This window comes from Pseudidiomarina aestuarii, assembly GCF_048263735.1.
GTDB classification, from domain to species: Bacteria; Pseudomonadota; Gammaproteobacteria; order Enterobacterales; family Alteromonadaceae; genus Pseudidiomarina; species Pseudidiomarina aestuarii_B.
Genome location: NZ_JBLXDX010000013.1, coordinates 1 through 17,479, shown reverse-complemented (window position 1 = coordinate 17,479; position 17,479 = coordinate 1). Strand labels below are relative to the sequence as shown.

Below are 17,479 nucleotides of genomic sequence, written 5' to 3'. Positions count from 1 at the left end.
TCAACCACAACGGCCGCGAATTATAGAGCCTCTCACTTTCAGCGCAAGATCTTTTTGCGATGAAAGCGATCGTTTGCTGATTTTCTAGTCAGATGTTTTGGAAGTGTTCTTTTTCTGCTCAGATTTCTCTGATTCAACGCAGTCATCATCATCTGCGTCACCAATCACATCTTCGAGCTTCAACTTCTCAGTTGAACGGAAAGTCGTGATGGGGCCCGACAATGCATATAAAAAGAAGATAGAGAAGAGAACTAACGAAGGCTCAGTCGCCACAACAACAAAGGCAAGAACCACCACTAAGATAAAGACAAATGACACGCGACCGCGCCAATCGACATCTTTAAATGAATGGTACTTAAAGTTGGAGACCATTAAGAGGCCACAACAAATAGTTAGGATTGCGGCGAAATAGCTAATCGAACTGGGATCAATCTCATACTTGGTACCGACCCACACCAGACCGCTGACAATAGCCGCAGCACTCGGAATAGCTAAACCTTGGAAGAACCGCTTATCCGCAACAGCCATATTCGCGTTAAACCGAGCCAGTCGCAGCGCGCCGCCAGCAACAAAGATGAACGCGGCTAACCAACCAAACTTACCGAGGTCGGCGAGAGCCCAGTTATACATCACTAATGCGGGAGCCATACCAAATGAAACGATGTCGGCCATACTGTCGTACTCAGCACCGAACTCGCTCTGCGTATTTGTCATTCGGGCGACACGACCATCAAGACCGTCAAATACCATAGCAATATAGATAGCTACAGCCGCAGCTTCGAACTGGTTGTTCATTGACGCTACAATAGCGAAGAAACCAGAGAACAGACCTGCGGTGGTCAATAAATTCGGAAGCAGAAAGATTCCACGATTGCTCGGCATAACTCACCCTTTTGGACCAGATAATAGCCACACAGTATAACATGACTGTGTGGCTACCATAAACAGTTGCTGTCCAGTGCCTATGATTGTGTGATCACAAGCTCCTGTTCGACACAATCAACTTTAATCAGTCGGCCCGGCATCAACTCACCGGCAAGGATGCGTTGCGCCAATGGATTCTCAAGCTCCTGCTGAATCGCTCGCTTCAACGGCCGCGCTCCAAATACTGGATCAAAACCTGCTGCGGCTAGATGTTCAAGCGCCGCGTCGGTAAGCTCCATTTGATAATCCTTGTCCGCTAAACGCTGATGCAAACGTTGCATCTGAATACCGGCAATGTTCTTGATGTGCTCTTTCGCGAGCGGATGGAACACCACCGTCTCATCGACCCGGTTCAAGAACTCAGGCCGGAAATGATGCTGTAACACATCCATCACGCTGGCCTTCATCTGTTCATACGTGTGCTCGTGCGCCTTTTCTTGAATAATGTCCGAACCCAAGTTTGAGGTCATGATAATGACCGTGTTGCGAAAATCTACCGTCCGCCCTTGTCCATCAGTTAAGCGTCCATCATCCAGAACTTGCAGTAGAATATTGAACACATCTGGATGCGCCTTCTCGACTTCATCTAATAGAATGACCGAATAAGGACGACGCCGCACGGCCTCAGTGAGGTAACCGCCTTCCTCGTAACCGACGTATCCTGGAGGAGCACCGACTAAGCGTGCAACCGAGTGCTTCTCCATAAACTCCGACATATCAATACGGACCATAGCTTCGTCGGTATCAAAGAGGAAATGCGCCAGCGATTTGCACAATTCGGTTTTACCCACACCGGTCGGTCCCAAGAACAGGAACGAACCGATAGGTCGCTGCGGGTCAGACAATCCGGCTCGTGAACGGCGAATCGCGTTGGCCACCGATGTAACGGCTTCGTCTTGCCCGACTACACGATCATGTAACTGAGCTTCCATCTGCAATAGTTTCTCACGCTCACCTTCCAGCATTTTACTGACTGGAATACCGGTCCAACGTGAAAGCACTTCGGCGATTTCTTCCTCGGTGACTTTGTTCTTCAACAACGTCATGTCCTGTTCTTCAGCACTTTCGGCTGACTTCAGCTGCCGCTCAAGCTCCGGCAGTCGGCCATACTGCAGCTCGGACATTCGATTCAAGTCACCTGCACGACGCGCAATCTCTAAATCAGTGCGCGCTTGCTCAATTTGCGCTTTGATATTTTGTGCGCCCTGCACCGCAGCTTTCTCCGACGTCCAGACCTCATCAAGCTCCGCATACTTGCGTTGCAAATCTTGCAACTCCGACTCTAAAGTTTCGAGGCGCTTTTTACTCGCATCGTCTTCTTCCTTGGTTAGCGCACGTTGCTCCAACTGCAGTTGAATGATGCGCCGATCCAATCGATCCAGATCCTCTGGCTTGGAATCGATTTGGATACGAATGCTCGATGCCGCCTCATCAATCAAATCAATTGCTTTATCTGGCAACTGCCGGTCACTGATATAACGATGTGACAACGATGCGGCCGCAACAATGGCCGGATCGGTAATTTGCACTGAATGATGCACTTCGTAACGCTCTTTCAAACCACGCAAGATAGCAATCGTATCTTCAACCGAAGGCTCATCGACAAGGACTTTCTGGAAACGGCGTTCCAGTGCCGCATCTTTCTCGATAAACTGGCGGTATTCATCCAACGTCGTCGCACCGACGCAGTGCAGTTCACCGCGCGCTAGAGCTGGCTTCAACATATTACCCGCATCCATTGCGCCTTCGGCTTTACCTGCACCGACCATGGTGTGCAGCTCATCAATAAAGAGAATAATGCGGCCTTCTTCTTTACCTAGCTCATTCAGAACCGCTTTGAGTCGCTCTTCAAACTCACCGCGATACTTAGCGCCAGCCAGCAACGCACCGAGGTCAAGAGAAAGAACGCGTTTATGTTTGAGTCCTTCCGGCACTTCGCCATTGACAATGCGTTGCGCTAACCCCTCAACAATGGCTGTTTTACCGACGCCAGGCTCACCAATAAGTACAGGATTATTCTTGGTTCGACGTTGCAGTACCTGAATAGTCCGACGAATTTCTTCATCACGGCCAATCACCGGATCTAACTTACCCAGCTCGGCACGTTCCGTTAAATCGATCGTGTACTTTTCTAATGCTTGACGTTTTTCCTCGGCATTAGCGTCATCAACCGAAGCGCCATCACGCACTTTGTTAATTGCCTCTTCAACTTTGGTACGTGTTACGCCAAGCTTCTTCAGCATGTCGCCTAACACACCTTTGTCTTCCGTTGCGGCAAGCACAAAGAGCTCGGAAGAAATGAACTGGTCATTTCGCTTTTGTGCATATTTGTCGCACAAGTTCAGTAGCGTGCCGGTTGCTGCTGAAACCTGCACCTCACCGCCACTGCCCTCAACTTGGGGCAACTTATCGAGTGCACTTGCCAATTGTGCACGCAGAGCGTTGCTATCAATTTGGAGTAACGTCAGTAATGGTCGCAACGTGCCACCATCTTGATTCAGCAACGCTTGCATCACGTGCACCGGTTCAATGAACTGATGGTCACGTCCGAGTGCTAACGACTGCGCATCCGCAATCGCTAATTGAAATTTATTGGTTAGTTTGTCGAAACGCATAAATACCTCATGAAACACTGTTAACCAGCGACTATAACCTGATAGTTAATGTGGGTATTTTAAAAGCGGTTTCAAGTGGGGAAGGATAAAAATTGTTCAAGTGCGCCAAATTAAACTAGCAAAACGTCCGCAGGTTGCGTCGCGACGATAGGAATACCAGTCAGGCTTACTAAAAGTACACTCATTACTTTGCACAATAGTTTGGATGCCTTGCTCGCGCAGCGCGTATTCGGCAAGTAGCGGGAGATTCGCCCACCACTTCCCTGAGATATGGGGTAAGAATGTTTCTGAATCAACCCAACCGAGCTGCTCAAATTCACGGTAGACATCATCACCTACTTCGAATGCAGTCTGTGAAATTGCCGGACCTATATAAGCAGAGAGAGCACTACGTTGCGATGTAAACTGCGCACACGTGCGGCCAACAATACCGGCAGCTAGACCACGCCAGCCCGCATGGACAGCAGCAATTTCTTGACCATCAGCGCTACAAATCAAAATTGGTAAGCAGTCGGCTGTGAGGACGGCACAGACAGAGTTGGATTGGTTGGAATAGATTGCATCGGCCGCGACACCGGCGCGCACGCGGCTGAAGTCTACTGGAATATTGCTGTGGTATTGCGCCAGCCATTTAGGCGCGCAAGGAAGTCCTAACTCGCGAACCAGTTTACGACGATGGCGAACCACTGCCGCGGGGTCGGCACCAACATGGGCAGCCAAATTCCCCGGCGAATGACCTGTGGTGATAGCGGCATTAACGCCATCGGGCAATGTCCACTGTGGAATAAAATAGTGTGACATTGCTCGCTGCGCCTTATTAATCGTTTAGGTGAAGACGCCGATCCACTCGCAACTGCTCCAGCAATTCTAGGAAATCAGTTGGCGTTGGCGCGTCCCAACTATGCCACTCACCGGTGATTGGATGATGCAGCGATAATCGCGCAGCATGCAACGCTTGGCGTTTAAAACCACGCAAGCTTTCTAATAATTCAGGCGATGCTTTTGCCGGTGGACGCGGGCGCCCACCGTACGTGGCATCGCCAACCAATGGATGACGAATGTGGGCCATGTGCACACGAATTTGATGCGTACGACCGGTTTCTAGACGTAACCGTAAATGGGTGTGCGCGCGAAACCGCTCGACCACGCGAAAATGTGTTACTGCTGGTTTACCCATGGCAACCACGGCCATGTGAGTGCGCTTGGTTGCGTGCCGACCAATAGGTTCTTCAACCACGCCGCCCGCTGTCATTGCACCATTGCAAACCGCTTCGTACTCACGCGTAATTTCGCGCTCTTGCATGGCGGAGACTAAATGGGTTTGCGCTGGTACTGTTTTCGCTACCACCATTAAACCCGTCGTATCTTTGTCTAATCGATGCACAATACCGGCTCGCGGTACCTGATCAATGGCTGGGAAATGATGCAACAAAGCGTTCAGCAAAGTACCGTCACTGTTGCCAGCGCCAGGGTGTACCACTAAACCTGCAGGCTTATTGATGACGAGAATGTGTTCATCTTCATAGACGATATCTAAGTCAATTGGCTGAGCCTCAAAGCGCTTTTCTTCAGCAAGTTCGGTCACGATAGACACGGTGCAACCGGCAATGACTTTCTCACGTGGACGATCGACACACTCGCCGTCGATTTGCACGCAACCGTCTGTGATCCAAGTTTTTAACCGAGACCGAGAAAAATCGGGGAACATCTCTGCCAATGCTTGGTCCAACCGCTTGCCGTTGGCAGAAGCAGGGATTACATCGGATAACGAAATCTGTTGACTCATAAAATCTATATCGGACCTGTGAAAGCAGCCTTGGCTGCGCTAGAATGCGAAATCTTGCATAGTGTACGTTAAATCAAAAGAGATAAGAAACTGAACTTATGAAACTGCGAATTATTCTGGCTTGTATGACTGGCCTTGTATTAGGTGGATGTGCCGGTTCGCCAGACGAGGAAATCTTTGACCCACGACTCAGTGATGCTCAGCTCACTTACGAACGTGCAAAAAACAATATTGCTTCGGGTAACTATTCGACTGCAGCACAAACGTTGACAGCGCTGTCGACGCGGTACCCGTTTGGTCCTTTGTCTCACCAAATCCAAATGGACCAAATTTATGTGTACTACAAACTCGCCGATATCGACAAAGCGTTAGCCGCCATTGATAGGTTCTCACGATTGAACCCGAATCATCCGGATATCGACTACGTAATGTACATGCGGGGCCTAGTGAACCAACGCGCTGATTACAACGCGATTCAAGAGCTTGCTGGAGTCGATCGCTCCGATCGTGATCCGAGCAAAGCGCGCGAAGCTTTTGATGACTTTGCGGATTTGATTCGTCGCTATCCAGACAGCAAATATGTAGGTGATGCAAGGCAGCGTATGGTCGCTATCAAGAGCCGCTTGGCTCGTTACGAGCTTGCCGTAGCCGACTACTATGTGAAGCGTGAAGCTTATCTTGCAGCCGCTAACCGCGCTCGTTATGTATTGGAAAACTACAGCGATACACCAGAGGCTGAGCGTGCATTAGAAGTGATGGCTGACTGCTACGGTCGATTGAATTTGAACGAGTTACGTGAGGATGCCATTGCAACGCTACGTGAAAACTTCCCCAGCAATAACTCGTTTTAAAACTGTCCAGAACTCAACTACACAATTCAACTAAAGACGCGGTCACTTAGACCGCGTCTTCGTTTTCCTCACCCGTACGGATCCGAATCACGCGCTCCACGTTAGTGACAAATATCTTACCGTCGCCAATTTTGCCCGTTTGCGCTGTATCCATAATGGCGTCGATGCAACGATCCACTTGATCGTCTGGCACCACAATTTCGAGTTTTACTTTGGGTAGAAAGTCGACCATGTATTCTGCGCCGCGGTACAGTTCCGTGTGCCCTTTCTGGCGACCGAACCCTTTCACTTCAGAGACAGTCATCCCAGCAATGCCAACCTCTGACAGCGCTTCACGCACATCGTCGAGTTTGAATGGCTTAATAATCGCTTCAATTTTTTTCATGCTTGCCCTCTGTCGTCTGGCGTTCAAGTTCATAGCGATAGTGACTAGTAATAGGATACCGGCGATCACGACCAAAATTGCGCGATGTCATTTTCGGTCCCACCGCAGCTTGGCGTCGCTTATATTCATTGATATCAATCAAGCGCACAACACGCAAGACATCGTCATGCTCAAAGCCGGCATCGATAATGGCAGACGGCGCCCAGTCTTGCTCAACATACAACGAAATAATTCGGTCCAAAACTTCATACGGTGGCAACGAATCTTCGTCTTTCTGATCAGGTGCCAATTCCGCTGATGGCGGCCGATCAATGACGCGCTGTGGAATGATTTCTTGGTGCCGATTCACGTAACGCGACAGCTCAAAAACCAGCATTTTCGGCACATCTTTCAGTGGTGAGAAACCACCACACATGTCACCGTACAAAGTACAGTAGCCTACTGCTAATTCGCTTTTATTACCGGTGCTCAACACTAACGAGCCGGATTTATTCGACAATGCCATCAACAGAACACCACGTGAGCGCGCTTGCAAATTCTCTTCGGTGATATCTGGTGTGGTTCCGGCTAACAACGGTTCAAGCTGCGCCATCAGGCTGTTGTACACAGGTTCAATAGATATCACATCGTATTTGACCCCGAGCGTACGCGCTTGTTGGGCAGCGTCATCGACACTCATTTGCGAGGTATAGCGAAACGGCATCATCACCGCATGCACTTTGTCAGCGCCCAGTGCGTCAGTAGCAATAGCTAACGTCAAAGCTGAATCGATACCGCCGGATAGTCCTAGTAACACACTTTGAAAACCATTTTTGCGCACGTAGTCACGCACCGCCAATACGAGTGCGCTATACACTTCACCAACGCGGTTTAACTCTGGTTGCTCACAATTGCTCGGCAATGCCGTCCAACCGCTGGCCTCAATCCGCACTGATTGGCAACAAGGCAAACAGTGTGGCAATTCAGCCACTATGGTGCCATCCGCAGCCATCACTATGGAGTGACCATCGAATACGAGTTCATCCTGCCCACCACAATTATTCACATAGACGATAGGAAGCTTCACTTCAGAAACACGTTGCTGGAGTACGTGCACACGTTGTGAATGCTTATCCACCTCAAAGGGGGACGCATTAATGGCCACGATCCAATCGGCTTGGTCCCGCAATTGGGCAATAGGTTCTGGATGCCAGATGTCTTCGCAGATAAGCAGACCAATGCGATGGCCTTCCCACTCGAAAACACAGGGCTTGTGATCAGGAATGAAATAGCGTTGTTCGTCGAAAACACCGTACTGCGGTAGGCGCTGCTTGTGATAGCGCGCTAACACCTTGCCGCGATACAAAACAGATACACTGTTGAAAAGCTCACTGCCCACCCGCTGAGGGTGTCCAACTACGGCTAGGTTATCTACCGCTGCGTCTGCAATACGCTGCAATTCAGGTCGCATCCGTTGCGCTAAATCGTCTCGAAATAGCAGGTCTTCTGGACAGTAACCCGTGAGCGCTAATTCAGGAAAAATAACGATGTCACTAGCTGACTGTTCTTGCAGCGTCGAAATGATGGTATCGGCATTGCGTCGAATAGCGCCGACGGTAAAGTCTAATTGGGCAAGGGTTACCGTAATCGGCTTCATCACAACAGTCTCAAGCTCCACATCAAGTTAGGCTGCGCATCATAGTACGATGCTGTAATTCTAGCAAATTCAGTACGTTTTAGATGCACCGAATGGACCTATTTTTCAGCGTTCACTCGACCAATCACGAACGCTTGTCCGGCGCTGTGGAGAATCATTTCGGTGACACTACCTTTGACGCTTTGCTCTGCAACCTCAAGCCATTGATAGAAGACGTTTCGGTGCACTTTCGCGAACATTTGTTGACCAAGATCAATGTAGGGGATGTCGTCTTTGAGGATAATCTGACTGGGGTCTCTCAAGACGATTGTTTCGTCTGTATTCAGGGTGAGTTGTATAATTTTTTGCTGGTCACGCTCAATAGTCTTCCATGCCGTCACCATAAAGGGTGCATCTGCGACTTGAATTTTGACCTTTTCGACCGGTGTGACAAGGAAGTAGTCGTCACCTTCACGGACGAGGACCGATGCAAAAAGTTGCACCAACCGCTTGCGTTGAATGACTGAACCGGCATACCACCAGTCACCATTTTGGTCGATCTGTATAGGGATTTCACCGCAATAAGGTGGATTCCATTGTTCAGTCGGGGCATGCTTGCGCTGCTCGAGCGATTGAACCAGATCAGAAAGCTGCATGGTTAACTAACGAGGCGTTTCTGGCGTAACAGGTACCACAACGTTGCCTCAGTTCGATTCGAAACTTTGATAGCCTTGAAAATCGAGCTTAAGTGCACGCGAATGGTGCCTTCGGTAATGCCCAGAATAGTCGCGATTTCTTTGTTTGAAAGACCTTGCGCCAATAATTGCATGATTTCGAGTTGACGCGGTGACAAGAAGTTCTCGGCACTGCCTTGCGCCATGGTTGGATCGCCCAACCGTGATTCTTCAGGCAAGTAACGATCATTTTGCAGTAGCGTGCGAATAGCAATTTTGGCTTCTTCAGCGCTAGCATCTTTCGGCAGATAACTGCGAACACCAGCGCCAAGGGCTTGACGGATATCGCTCAAAGGACGTGGCCAAGTGAAAAGTACCACGTGGGCACCAGGGGAAACTTTTTTCAACGTGGACATCACTGGACGTATTTCTGCGTCAGGGAGTTCCATATCAAGGAAAATGAGATTGTAGTCGTTTTGGTGCCGTAAATATTCACTAGCAATTTCAAACGTTGGCGCTTCGTAGATAGCTACATCGGCTGAATAACTGGTGATAAGCTGAATGAGACCAGCTCGCACAAAAAACTGTGGATCGATGATTAATATTTTCATTGGGCACCTTGTACGAGAATCATTCCCTGAAACGACGTCATTATTGTACACTGATTATCGAGAAATAACATAGTGCGTGTTGTGTATTTGTAAATATGTACGTTTTTACCAAGACGTTTAATATAGTCAACTAATATATGCGCGACTGCGCTACAACGATCATTTTTCAAGTTAAACAGACAATACAGGTCATCCAATGAAAATTTTTGCTCCGATTATGTTTGTTGTGAATTTGTTTTGTGCGACTACGGTTTTCGCACAAACTGTACTTTTTCATAACGTCAATGGCTACACCCTGACCGGGCAACCCGGCAATGAGGCACAGCTACAGCAGTTTTCTGCGATGCTGGTTCGTGATGGCCGTATTGCTGCCATTGGCTCCGTCAGTTCGATTCGTGGCTCTTATGACTTCGAAATCGATAAGGAAGTCAGTCTCAATAATAAAACAGTGCTGCCTGGCATTATTGATGCGCACGGCCATGTGTTGGGGCTTGGTCTGAATTTGATGGAAGTGGATTTGCGTACAGCCACTAGCGAAGCCGATGCGGTTGCCCGTGTGCGTGAGTTTGCGGAGCAGAATCCGAATGCCGACTGGATTGTCGGTCGCGGTTGGAACCAAGAAAATTGGGAGTCACGTAGCTTCCCGACAGCCAACAGCCTTGATGAAGCCATTCCTGATCGTCCGGTCTACCTGACGCGGGTTGATGGTCACGCGGCATGGGTGAATTCAGTCGCACTGAGTCGTGCGACTATTAGCGGTGCAACCGTCAGTCCTGATGGTGGTGATATTCTGCGTGACGAGCGCGGTAATCCGAGTGGTGTCTTAGTCGACAACGCAATGTATCTGGTCGAGCAAGTGATGCCGAAGGCGAGTCGTGAATTACAAACGCAAGCCATCGAGTTAGCGTTCCAGCATTTGCTTGAGCGCGGTATTACTGGCGTTCACGATGCAGGTATCGACGCACTGAACCTCGATATCTACAAATCATTGGCTGATGACAACAAAATGCCAGTGCGTGTTTACGCCATGCTGGGTGCCAACGAACCCACGCTGCCGCAGTTGTTAGCAGAAGGCCCATATACGCGTAGTGATGAGCGTCTGACCGTGCGCAGTGTGAAGATTTATGCAGATGGCGCACTCGGCAGTCGCGGCGCAGCTTTGCTTGAACCTTATCATGATGCACCTGACCAACGTGGCCTCTTGGTGACTTCACCTGACCAGCTACATGACTTGTACCAGTTAGTAATTCCGCATGGTTTTCAGGTAAATACGCATGCCATCGGTGACCGAGCTAACCGCCTTGCATTAGACGAGTTTGCTCGTGCTTATGCCACGGTTGGTGGACGTAACCTGCGCCATCGTATTGAACATGCACAAGTGGTTCACCCTGATGACCTCGTTCGGTTTAAAGAACTGAACATCATTGCATCGATGCAGCCGACACACGCGACCAGTGATAAAAATATGGCCGAAGATCGTCTCGGTAAAGAGCGTATGCAAGGTGCGTATGCTTGGAACACATTACTGGAGCAAGGTACCATTATTGCTGCGGGTTCTGACTTCCCCGTTGAGCTTGCCGACCCATTCTTCGGATTGCATGCAGCGGTTACTCGTCAAGATCGTGATAACCAACCCGATGGTGGCTGGTACGTACATGAATCTATGACCATTGTTGACGCGTTGCGCTCATTCACCTTAGATGCAGCATACGCGTCTGGACAAGAGCAGACCTTAGGTTCATTAGAGCCAGGCAAATGGGCCGACTTTATTGTTTTGGATGCCGATCCATTCGCGGGTGATAGCACTACTTTATGGGACCAGAAAGTATTGGCAACTTACGTTGCTGGTGAAACTGTTTTCCAACGTTAACTGATAGCGTTTATTAAAAGAGGTACGCCATGGATTTGCGCGATAATCGTCGTGACTATGTACAAGCTCGATTGACTCGAGATTCGCTGCTTGCAGATCCTATGGCGCAGTTCAAAGACTGGTTCGCCGCTGTGCTCGAGCACGGCGGCCTGCCCGATCCAACCGCGTTCACGCTGGCTACGGTTGACCAGCATCATCGTCCTCATCAACGCATTGTCTTATTGAAAGAGATGACCGATCACGGATTTATTTTCTATACCAATCAAGCTAGCGCGAAAGGTCAGGACATTGCTGCGAACCCACATGTGGCAATGAATTTTGCATGGTTGGAAATGGAACGACAAGTACGCATTGAGGGCACTGCCAGCAAACTAGCCGCAGAGAAGGCTGAATCGTACTTCCGGTCTCGTCCTATTGGCAGCCAGTTAGGCGCACTCACATCGGCACAAAGCCAACCAATTGCCTCAAGAACCGAATTGGAAGCCAGGTACCTCGAACTCGAGAAGCAATACCAAACCGAGCCAGTTCCGAAGCCTGAGCATTGGGGCGGCTACCTCATTACACCGAGTCGGTTTGAGTTTTGGCAAGGTGGACGGTATCGATTACACGACCGCTTCGAATATCAGCACGACGCCAATAACGAGTGGAAAATTACGCGACTGCAGCCCTAACCGAGCGGCACGTTATAGCGCTCTGCGCACCACTGCAGTTGTTTCCACACCGCATTTGAATAATCAATGCCGGCAACGCGCTGCTGCTCACGGGTAGCCAACGCGCCCGAGCCAGGCACTCGAACCGGCTTGGCAGGATCGATAGGTGTCGTCGCTACAATACCATCGACTTGCGCCTGCACCTGCTGCTTAAATGCATCGAGATCCGTAAATGCACTCGGATCAATCACCTGAATCCAACTGGTATTCGCATCACCTTCGCTGGCGTTTGCGTCGGCACGACCATAGTTGCTCAATGCGAGCGTCCAAATTTCACTGAACAGATTTAAACCGGTGCCTTTATAACCCAGCATTTCTCCACCTAGTGAGGCAATTACGCTGGGCGGCGATGCGGTGAAGGTGCGTGCATCAACCGAATAATCGCCTTTGGGGGTGATCAGAGCGGCATAAGGTAAGTCACGTTCTTCGGCAATTGCAGTTCGGATTTTACCCGCAGCGGTCATCGACAAACTGACATCAAACAGTACTGGATGATCCAGTGCGGGCGCGCCGATAGCGAAGGGATTCGGCGAGAACCACGCGCTTTTTGCACCAAAAGGCGCCACCACACTTTGCGCAGGCGTTGCGGCCATCAGCTGCACCAAAAAACCTCGTTCGACCGCTTGCTCTAAATAAACTGCGAGTGCTGCAACGTGCTGTGAACGCCTGACCACAACCGTACCTGTGCCACATTGCTCGGCCATTTCGCACGCTGCGTCGATAGCCAGCGGCATCACATAAGGCCCGGGTAACAGATCTGCATCCCACAACTGCGTTGCACGGCGTTGACTCAGTACACGTGGACTGCCCTCCCTACGTGCACGACCATCCTCCAGACATTGCACGTTATACCGCAACCGCAACAAACCATGGGTGCGAAATCCCATCAAATCACCAGTTACTAGATAGGTGGCGAGAGACTGTGCCACCGCATGACTGGCACCAGCGGCTTGAGCCACGCGAGTCGCCCAGTCGGTGATGACGGCTTCATCAACCCGATACCCTGATTCTGTTTGCTTTATAGTGGTCATATGCGGACGTCTACTTGTTATTGTTACGAACTTCGATAAGCTTATCAGACAAGTGACTAGAGGAGTAAGAGCGGGTGTCGGAATCCAAACAAATACAACGGATTGGCGTGCTCACCAGCGGTGGTGATGCACCAGGAATGAATGCAGCATTGCGTGCAGTGGTATTGGCTGCTGATCACTATGGCATGGAAGTCATCGCGTTTCGGCATGGTTATCAAGGTTTACTGGATAACGATCACACTCCCATGAAGCCAGCCGATGTCATGCATATTCTGCAGTATTCGGGCACCGTGATTAAAAGTGCACGGTGTCAGCGGTTTAAAGAAGTCGAAGCCGCCCAAGAGGCTGCGGCCAATCTGGACGCATTAAACATTGATGCTTTAGTCGTAATTGGTGGTGACGGCTCATTTCGTGGTGCAGAACATCTGTCTGCGCATTGGGGCGGGCAAATTATTGGCGTACCGGGCACTATCGACAACGACTTATTTGGTACTGATGCGACTATTGGGTATGCAACTGCTGTGCATATTGCGATGGATGCGCTCGACAAAATCCGTGACACCGCAGATGCTATGGATCGAGTCTTCATTGTAGAAGTGATGGGCCGTTATGCTGGTTTCATTGGTCTCAGCAGTGCTATGGCTGCCGGCGCCGAGCGCATGATTTTGCCGGAGCTGCAAAAAGAAAAGCCGCTGACTATTAGCACCATTGTGAAACACATTGAACGCACTAACGCAATTCGCGGTGAAGGCAGTTACGTGATGGTGTTGAGCGAACATCAATGGCCCGGAGGCGCGGTAGCTTTAGCTGAGCAACTCGAGGCTGAATATCACTTGCCCTGTCGTCCGTGTTTGCTGGGACATATTCAACGGGGTGGCCCACCCTCACCTGCCGATCGCATCTTAGCCTCGGAGCTTGGCGTGCATGCCATTGAGCTAATTCGCGAAGGCGTCACTAAGGTGATGGCAGGTATGCAAGCGGGTAATCCGGTTGCGGTTCCACTGCGCGATACTTGGGAGAAAAAGAATCCATTGGATAGCAATTTATTGCGGATTCAACACGAGATTTTTAATCCAGTCAAAAAAACACCACGTACCCATTGAAACGGTAGCAATTGGGGGCAATTCAACCGATAATATGCCCCCTTTACTTATTGGTTGTCGGAGGTGAGTCCATTGAGCCAGCATCAAGCCACACAATTAGCCACAATTCAGAGCGAACTTGAAACCCCGGTACGAGAATTTTTCGGGGCGACAACAGCAACAGCGGTATACGCTGGGCTGACGCACATGATTGGTTTTGGCTTTGACGGCACGGCATGTTTCCGTAAGGGAACACGCAACGGTCCTGACGGACTGCGTTCAGTATCTGAAGATATTGAATCGTATTCGCCGTATTTAGATGCTGATCTTCATGACCACGACTTCATTGACTTGGGTAATCTATCACTCGGCACTAGCGATGATATTGAGAGCCAATGGCAACATGCGACCGACCAGTTCGCAGAAATTTTTGAGCCATTAAACTTGAAAGAGCAGAACGTCCGCGTTCTCACCTTAGGTGGTGAACACTCTATTTCGTACGGCCCGATTCGCACCTACTTGCAACAGTTCCCAGATTTGGTGATTTTGCACTTAGACGCGCATGCCGATTTGCGTGATGGCTTTTTAGGTTATCACTATTCGCACGCATCCATTATTCGCCGTGCGTTAGATCATTTCGGTCCAGACCATCAGCTGATCCAATATGGGATCCGCTCTGGCACGCGTGACGAATACAAATTCATGCGCGAACATGGCACGGTGCGGACGTCACGCAAAGACTTCCTCGATAGCGTTGCTGCTATTCCTGCAGACCGCCCTATCTACCTCACGCTTGATCTCGATTATTTTGATCCAGCCTTTTTGCCCGGTACCGGCACGCCAGAGCCAGGTGGTGAAGACTTTCACTCCTATGTGAGCCTGATTAAATTGCTGCGTGGTAAAAATTTAGTGGGAGCCGACGTGGTCGAGCTCTCTCCTGACATCGACCCCACCGGGAACTCAGACGTGTTTGCTGCGAAAATTGTGCGCGAACTACTCATTATTCTTAACGAAAAAGGAGCACGCTAATGGCCGATAACTGGACCATTGACGATGCTGAAGAGCTTTATGGTGTCCGCCGTTGGGGCGCAGGCTACTTCTCAATTGGCGATAACGGCAATATCCAAATCGCCCCTAATCATCGACTGCCTGACGTCACCATCGACATGCAGGAAGTGGTCGATGAAATTATTGCTGAAGGTATTCAATTACCTGCGGTTATTCGTTTTCACGATATTTTGCGGTCACAAGTTGAGATCCTGAACGAAACGTTTGCGAAAACTATCGACGACGCATCCTACGGCGGCAAGTACGTCGGCGTATTCCCGATTAAAGTGAATCAAATGCGTGAAGTGGTTGAGGAAATCATTGATGCAGGCGAACCTTATAACTATGGTCTTGAAGCTGGCTCCAAGCCAGAGTTAATGGCTGTACTCGCCTACAATGAAAACCCGAACGCACTCACCATTCTGAACGGTTATAAAGACGAAGATTATTTGACGCTGGCGTTATTAGGCCGCCAACTGCGTCGCAAAATGATCATCGTTATTGAAAAGTACAGTGAACTGGAAATGCTCATTCCATTGGCACGCAAACTTGGTGTGGAGCCAATGATTGGTCTGCGTAGCAAAATGATGGTACGCAGCCTTGGTAAATGGGCCGGCTCAAGCGGTGACCGTGCTAAGTTTGGCTTAAGCATTACTGAAATTCTCAACATTATTGAGCTACTGAAAAAAGAAGATATGCTGCATTGTGCGAAGCTCTTGCACTTCCACATTGGTAGCCAGCTCTCTGACATCCGTAAAGTTAAAGAAGCGGTCTCGGAAGCAGCCCGTCTGTATGCCAAGTTGGTGCAACTTGATGTTCCGCTAGAGTACTTAGATATCGGCGGCGGCTTGGGAATTGATTACGACGGTACCAGCTCCACCACAGATTCATCGCGTAATTACTCAACAGAAGAGTATGTTGCCGACGTAGTTTATGGTGTGAAGCAGATTTGTGATTTGGAGAATGTGCCGCACCCTAATTTGGTCAGCGAGTCGGGGCGTGCCATTACTGCGCACCACTCGTGCGTAGTGACCAATATTGTTGGTGAAATTAAGAATACGGGCGCCAAGTACGATACCAGTGTGACCACTGGGGAACATATTCTTGTGTCCAACATGCGCGAACTCACAACCGCACATGACTTGCACCCGCAAGAGAAGTACAACGATGCCGCTTCGTTTAAGCAGAGCGCCTATGAGGCCTTTAAACTAGGTATATTGTCACTCGATGAGATGGCGAAGCTGGATACCATGTATTGGCAGATCTTGTCCGAGATTCATTCTTCGATTGATCGCGATAGCTTCGTCTTCCAAGAGTTGGAAGAACTCGAAGACATGTTGGCGAGCCAGTACTTGTGTAATTTCTCGATTTTCCAGTCGGCTGCCGATACCTGGGCCATTGGTCAAGTACTGCCTATCGTGCCGATTTCGCGCCTGAACGAGCAACCTGAAGTACGCTGCTCGATTGTCGATATAACCTGCGATAGTGACGGTAAGCTGAGCAAATACATCGAAGGCACCGAAATCAGCGATAATATCCCTATGCACACCTTACGCAAAGGTGAGCATTACCATGTAGGTATGTTCCTCACCGGCGCGTATCAGGACGTTATGGGCGATATGCACAACCTATTTGGACGTTTGACGGAAGTGCACATCTACTGTCACGACGACGAGCCAGGTGATTTTTATATTGAAGAAGTGGTTCCGGGCACAGCAGCAGAAAAAGTGCTAGAAACTATGCAATATAATACCGATTACATGGCCAAAACCGTGAAGAAGTCTATCGATCGTGAAGTTCGCAAGGGGCATATCGCACCTCGCGAAGGCGTACGCTGGACAGACTATTATGAGAAATGTTTGGCCGGAACCACCTACTTAAAGGTGTAAAACTGGTCAAACTGCGTATTTCGTGAGCAAACGGTCAAAACCAACGAAAAAGCGGTTGACTCTGACTCTAAAAACTCGTTTAATACGCCCCGACGCCCAGATAGCTCAGTCGGTAGAGCAGGGGATTGAAAATCCCCGTGTCGGTGGTTCGATTCCGCCTCTGGGCACCATTATTCTAAAGGCCTCGCTAGCAATAGCGGGGCTTTTTAGTTTCTGGCTTTGTGCCAAATTTGTGCCAATTGTGCCATCGACATTTGATGCAACTGCTTTCAAATGCTGTCCAGCCAAATGAGCGTAGCGCAAAACCATCTCTGACGGTCCCCCAAGAAAAAGATCCACACCGACGATGAATTTGGGCATGATTAATACCTTACGAGGACCATGCCATG

General features: G+C 49.6%; 15 protein-coding genes and 1 tRNA gene. 7 read left to right on the top strand and 9 right to left on the bottom strand.

Going from position 1 to position 17,479, the window contains the following annotated elements; all coding sequences use genetic code 11:
- Positions 1 to 84: 84 nt before the first annotated feature.
- From pssA to rluD, 4 genes are all read right to left on the bottom strand, one after another.
- Positions 85 to 882 (bottom strand): CDP-diacylglycerol--serine O-phosphatidyltransferase, encoded by a 798-nt coding sequence (gene pssA, locus ACN0S4_RS13200; protein ID WP_417658101.1) that lies wholly within the window; start codon positions 880 to 882, stop codon positions 85 to 87.
- An 80-nt stretch (positions 883 to 962) separates the two neighbouring features.
- Positions 963 to 3,539 carry an ATP-dependent chaperone ClpB gene (gene clpB, locus ACN0S4_RS13195; RefSeq protein WP_417658100.1) on the bottom strand — a complete coding sequence of 859 codons (2,577 nt, stop codon included), beginning with the start codon at positions 3,537 to 3,539 and terminating at the stop codon, positions 963 to 965.
- 96 nt (positions 3,540 to 3,635) lie between these two features.
- On the bottom strand, positions 3,636 to 4,340 hold the full coding sequence (gene pgeF / locus ACN0S4_RS13190) for a peptidoglycan editing factor PgeF (protein WP_417658099.1): 705 nt from the start codon (positions 4,338 to 4,340) through the stop codon (positions 3,636 to 3,638).
- Between the two features lie 16 nt (positions 4,341 to 4,356).
- Positions 4,357 to 5,325 carry a 23S rRNA pseudouridine(1911/1915/1917) synthase RluD gene (rluD, locus tag ACN0S4_RS13185; protein ID WP_417658098.1) on the bottom strand — a complete coding sequence of 323 codons (969 nt, stop codon included), beginning with the start codon at positions 5,323 to 5,325 and terminating at the stop codon, positions 4,357 to 4,359.
- Between the two features lie 98 nt (positions 5,326 to 5,423).
- Here rluD and ACN0S4_RS13180 point away from each other — a divergent pair, with 98 nt between their 5' ends.
- Positions 5,424 to 6,176 (top strand): outer membrane protein assembly factor BamD, encoded by a 753-nt coding sequence (locus tag ACN0S4_RS13180; protein WP_417658097.1) that lies wholly within the window; start codon positions 5,424 to 5,426, stop codon positions 6,174 to 6,176.
- A gap of 46 nt (positions 6,177 to 6,222) precedes the next feature.
- On the opposite strand, the gene glnB is transcribed toward ACN0S4_RS13180, so the two are convergent.
- The 4 genes from glnB to ACN0S4_RS13160 all read right to left on the bottom strand — a co-directional run bounded on the left by glnB (position 6,223) and on the right by ACN0S4_RS13160 (position 9,461).
- A complete protein-coding gene (glnB, locus tag ACN0S4_RS13175; protein ID WP_169931514.1) occupies positions 6,223 to 6,561 on the bottom strand; it encodes a nitrogen regulatory protein P-II in 339 nt (112 codons plus the stop codon).
- Positions 6,548 to 8,197 carry an NAD+ synthase gene (locus ACN0S4_RS13170; RefSeq protein ID WP_417658102.1) on the bottom strand — a complete coding sequence of 550 codons (1,650 nt, stop codon included), beginning with the start codon at positions 8,195 to 8,197 and terminating at the stop codon, positions 6,548 to 6,550. Before ACN0S4_RS13170 ends, glnB begins: the two co-directional genes overlap by 14 nt.
- Before the next feature lie 98 nt (positions 8,198 to 8,295).
- Positions 8,296 to 8,832, bottom strand: coding sequence for a DUF1285 domain-containing protein (locus ACN0S4_RS13165; protein ID WP_417658096.1), 537 nt, complete (start codon positions 8,830 to 8,832; stop codon positions 8,296 to 8,298).
- Positions 8,833 to 8,834: 2 nt separating this feature from the next.
- Positions 8,835 to 9,461: a LuxR C-terminal-related transcriptional regulator gene (locus tag ACN0S4_RS13160; RefSeq protein ID WP_169931512.1), complete on the bottom strand. Its 627-nt coding sequence runs from the start codon at positions 9,459 to 9,461 to the stop codon at positions 8,835 to 8,837.
- Between the two features lie 196 nt (positions 9,462 to 9,657).
- On the opposite strand from ACN0S4_RS13160, the gene ACN0S4_RS13155 reads away from it, so the two are divergent.
- Positions 9,658 to 11,331, top strand: a complete 1,674-nt coding sequence (locus tag ACN0S4_RS13155; RefSeq protein WP_417658095.1) for an amidohydrolase — start codon at positions 9,658 to 9,660, stop codon at positions 11,329 to 11,331.
- A gap of 29 nt (positions 11,332 to 11,360) precedes the next feature.
- The gene (gene pdxH, locus ACN0S4_RS13150; protein ID WP_417658094.1) at positions 11,361 to 12,002 is read left to right on the top strand and encodes a pyridoxamine 5'-phosphate oxidase; all 642 of its coding nucleotides are present in this window, start codon (positions 11,361 to 11,363) and stop codon (positions 12,000 to 12,002) included.
- On the opposite strand, the gene ACN0S4_RS13145 is transcribed toward pdxH, so the two are convergent.
- Positions 11,999 to 13,072, bottom strand: coding sequence for an Ldh family oxidoreductase (locus tag ACN0S4_RS13145; RefSeq protein ID WP_417658093.1), 1,074 nt, complete (start codon positions 13,070 to 13,072; stop codon positions 11,999 to 12,001). The two genes, pdxH and ACN0S4_RS13145, sit on opposite strands and share 4 nt — an antisense overlap.
- Positions 13,073 to 13,146: 74 nt before the next feature.
- Between ACN0S4_RS13145 and ACN0S4_RS13140 the strand changes: the two genes are divergently transcribed.
- From ACN0S4_RS13140 to ACN0S4_RS13125, 4 genes are all read left to right on the top strand, one after another.
- The gene (locus ACN0S4_RS13140) at positions 13,147 to 14,175 is read left to right on the top strand and encodes an ATP-dependent 6-phosphofructokinase (RefSeq protein WP_417658092.1); all 1,029 of its coding nucleotides are present in this window, start codon (positions 13,147 to 13,149) and stop codon (positions 14,173 to 14,175) included.
- A 72-nt stretch (positions 14,176 to 14,247) separates the two neighbouring features.
- The gene (gene speB / locus ACN0S4_RS13135; RefSeq protein ID WP_417658091.1) at positions 14,248 to 15,183 is read left to right on the top strand and encodes an agmatinase; all 936 of its coding nucleotides are present in this window, start codon (positions 14,248 to 14,250) and stop codon (positions 15,181 to 15,183) included.
- Complete coding sequence (speA, locus tag ACN0S4_RS13130) at positions 15,183 to 17,090, top strand: biosynthetic arginine decarboxylase (RefSeq protein WP_417658090.1); 1,908 nt, start codon at positions 15,183 to 15,185, stop codon at positions 17,088 to 17,090. Before speB ends, speA begins: the two co-directional genes overlap by 1 nt.
- A 94-nt stretch (positions 17,091 to 17,184) precedes the next feature.
- Positions 17,185 to 17,260, top strand: a tRNA-Phe gene (locus ACN0S4_RS13125).
- Positions 17,261 to 17,479: the final 219 nt, after the last annotated feature.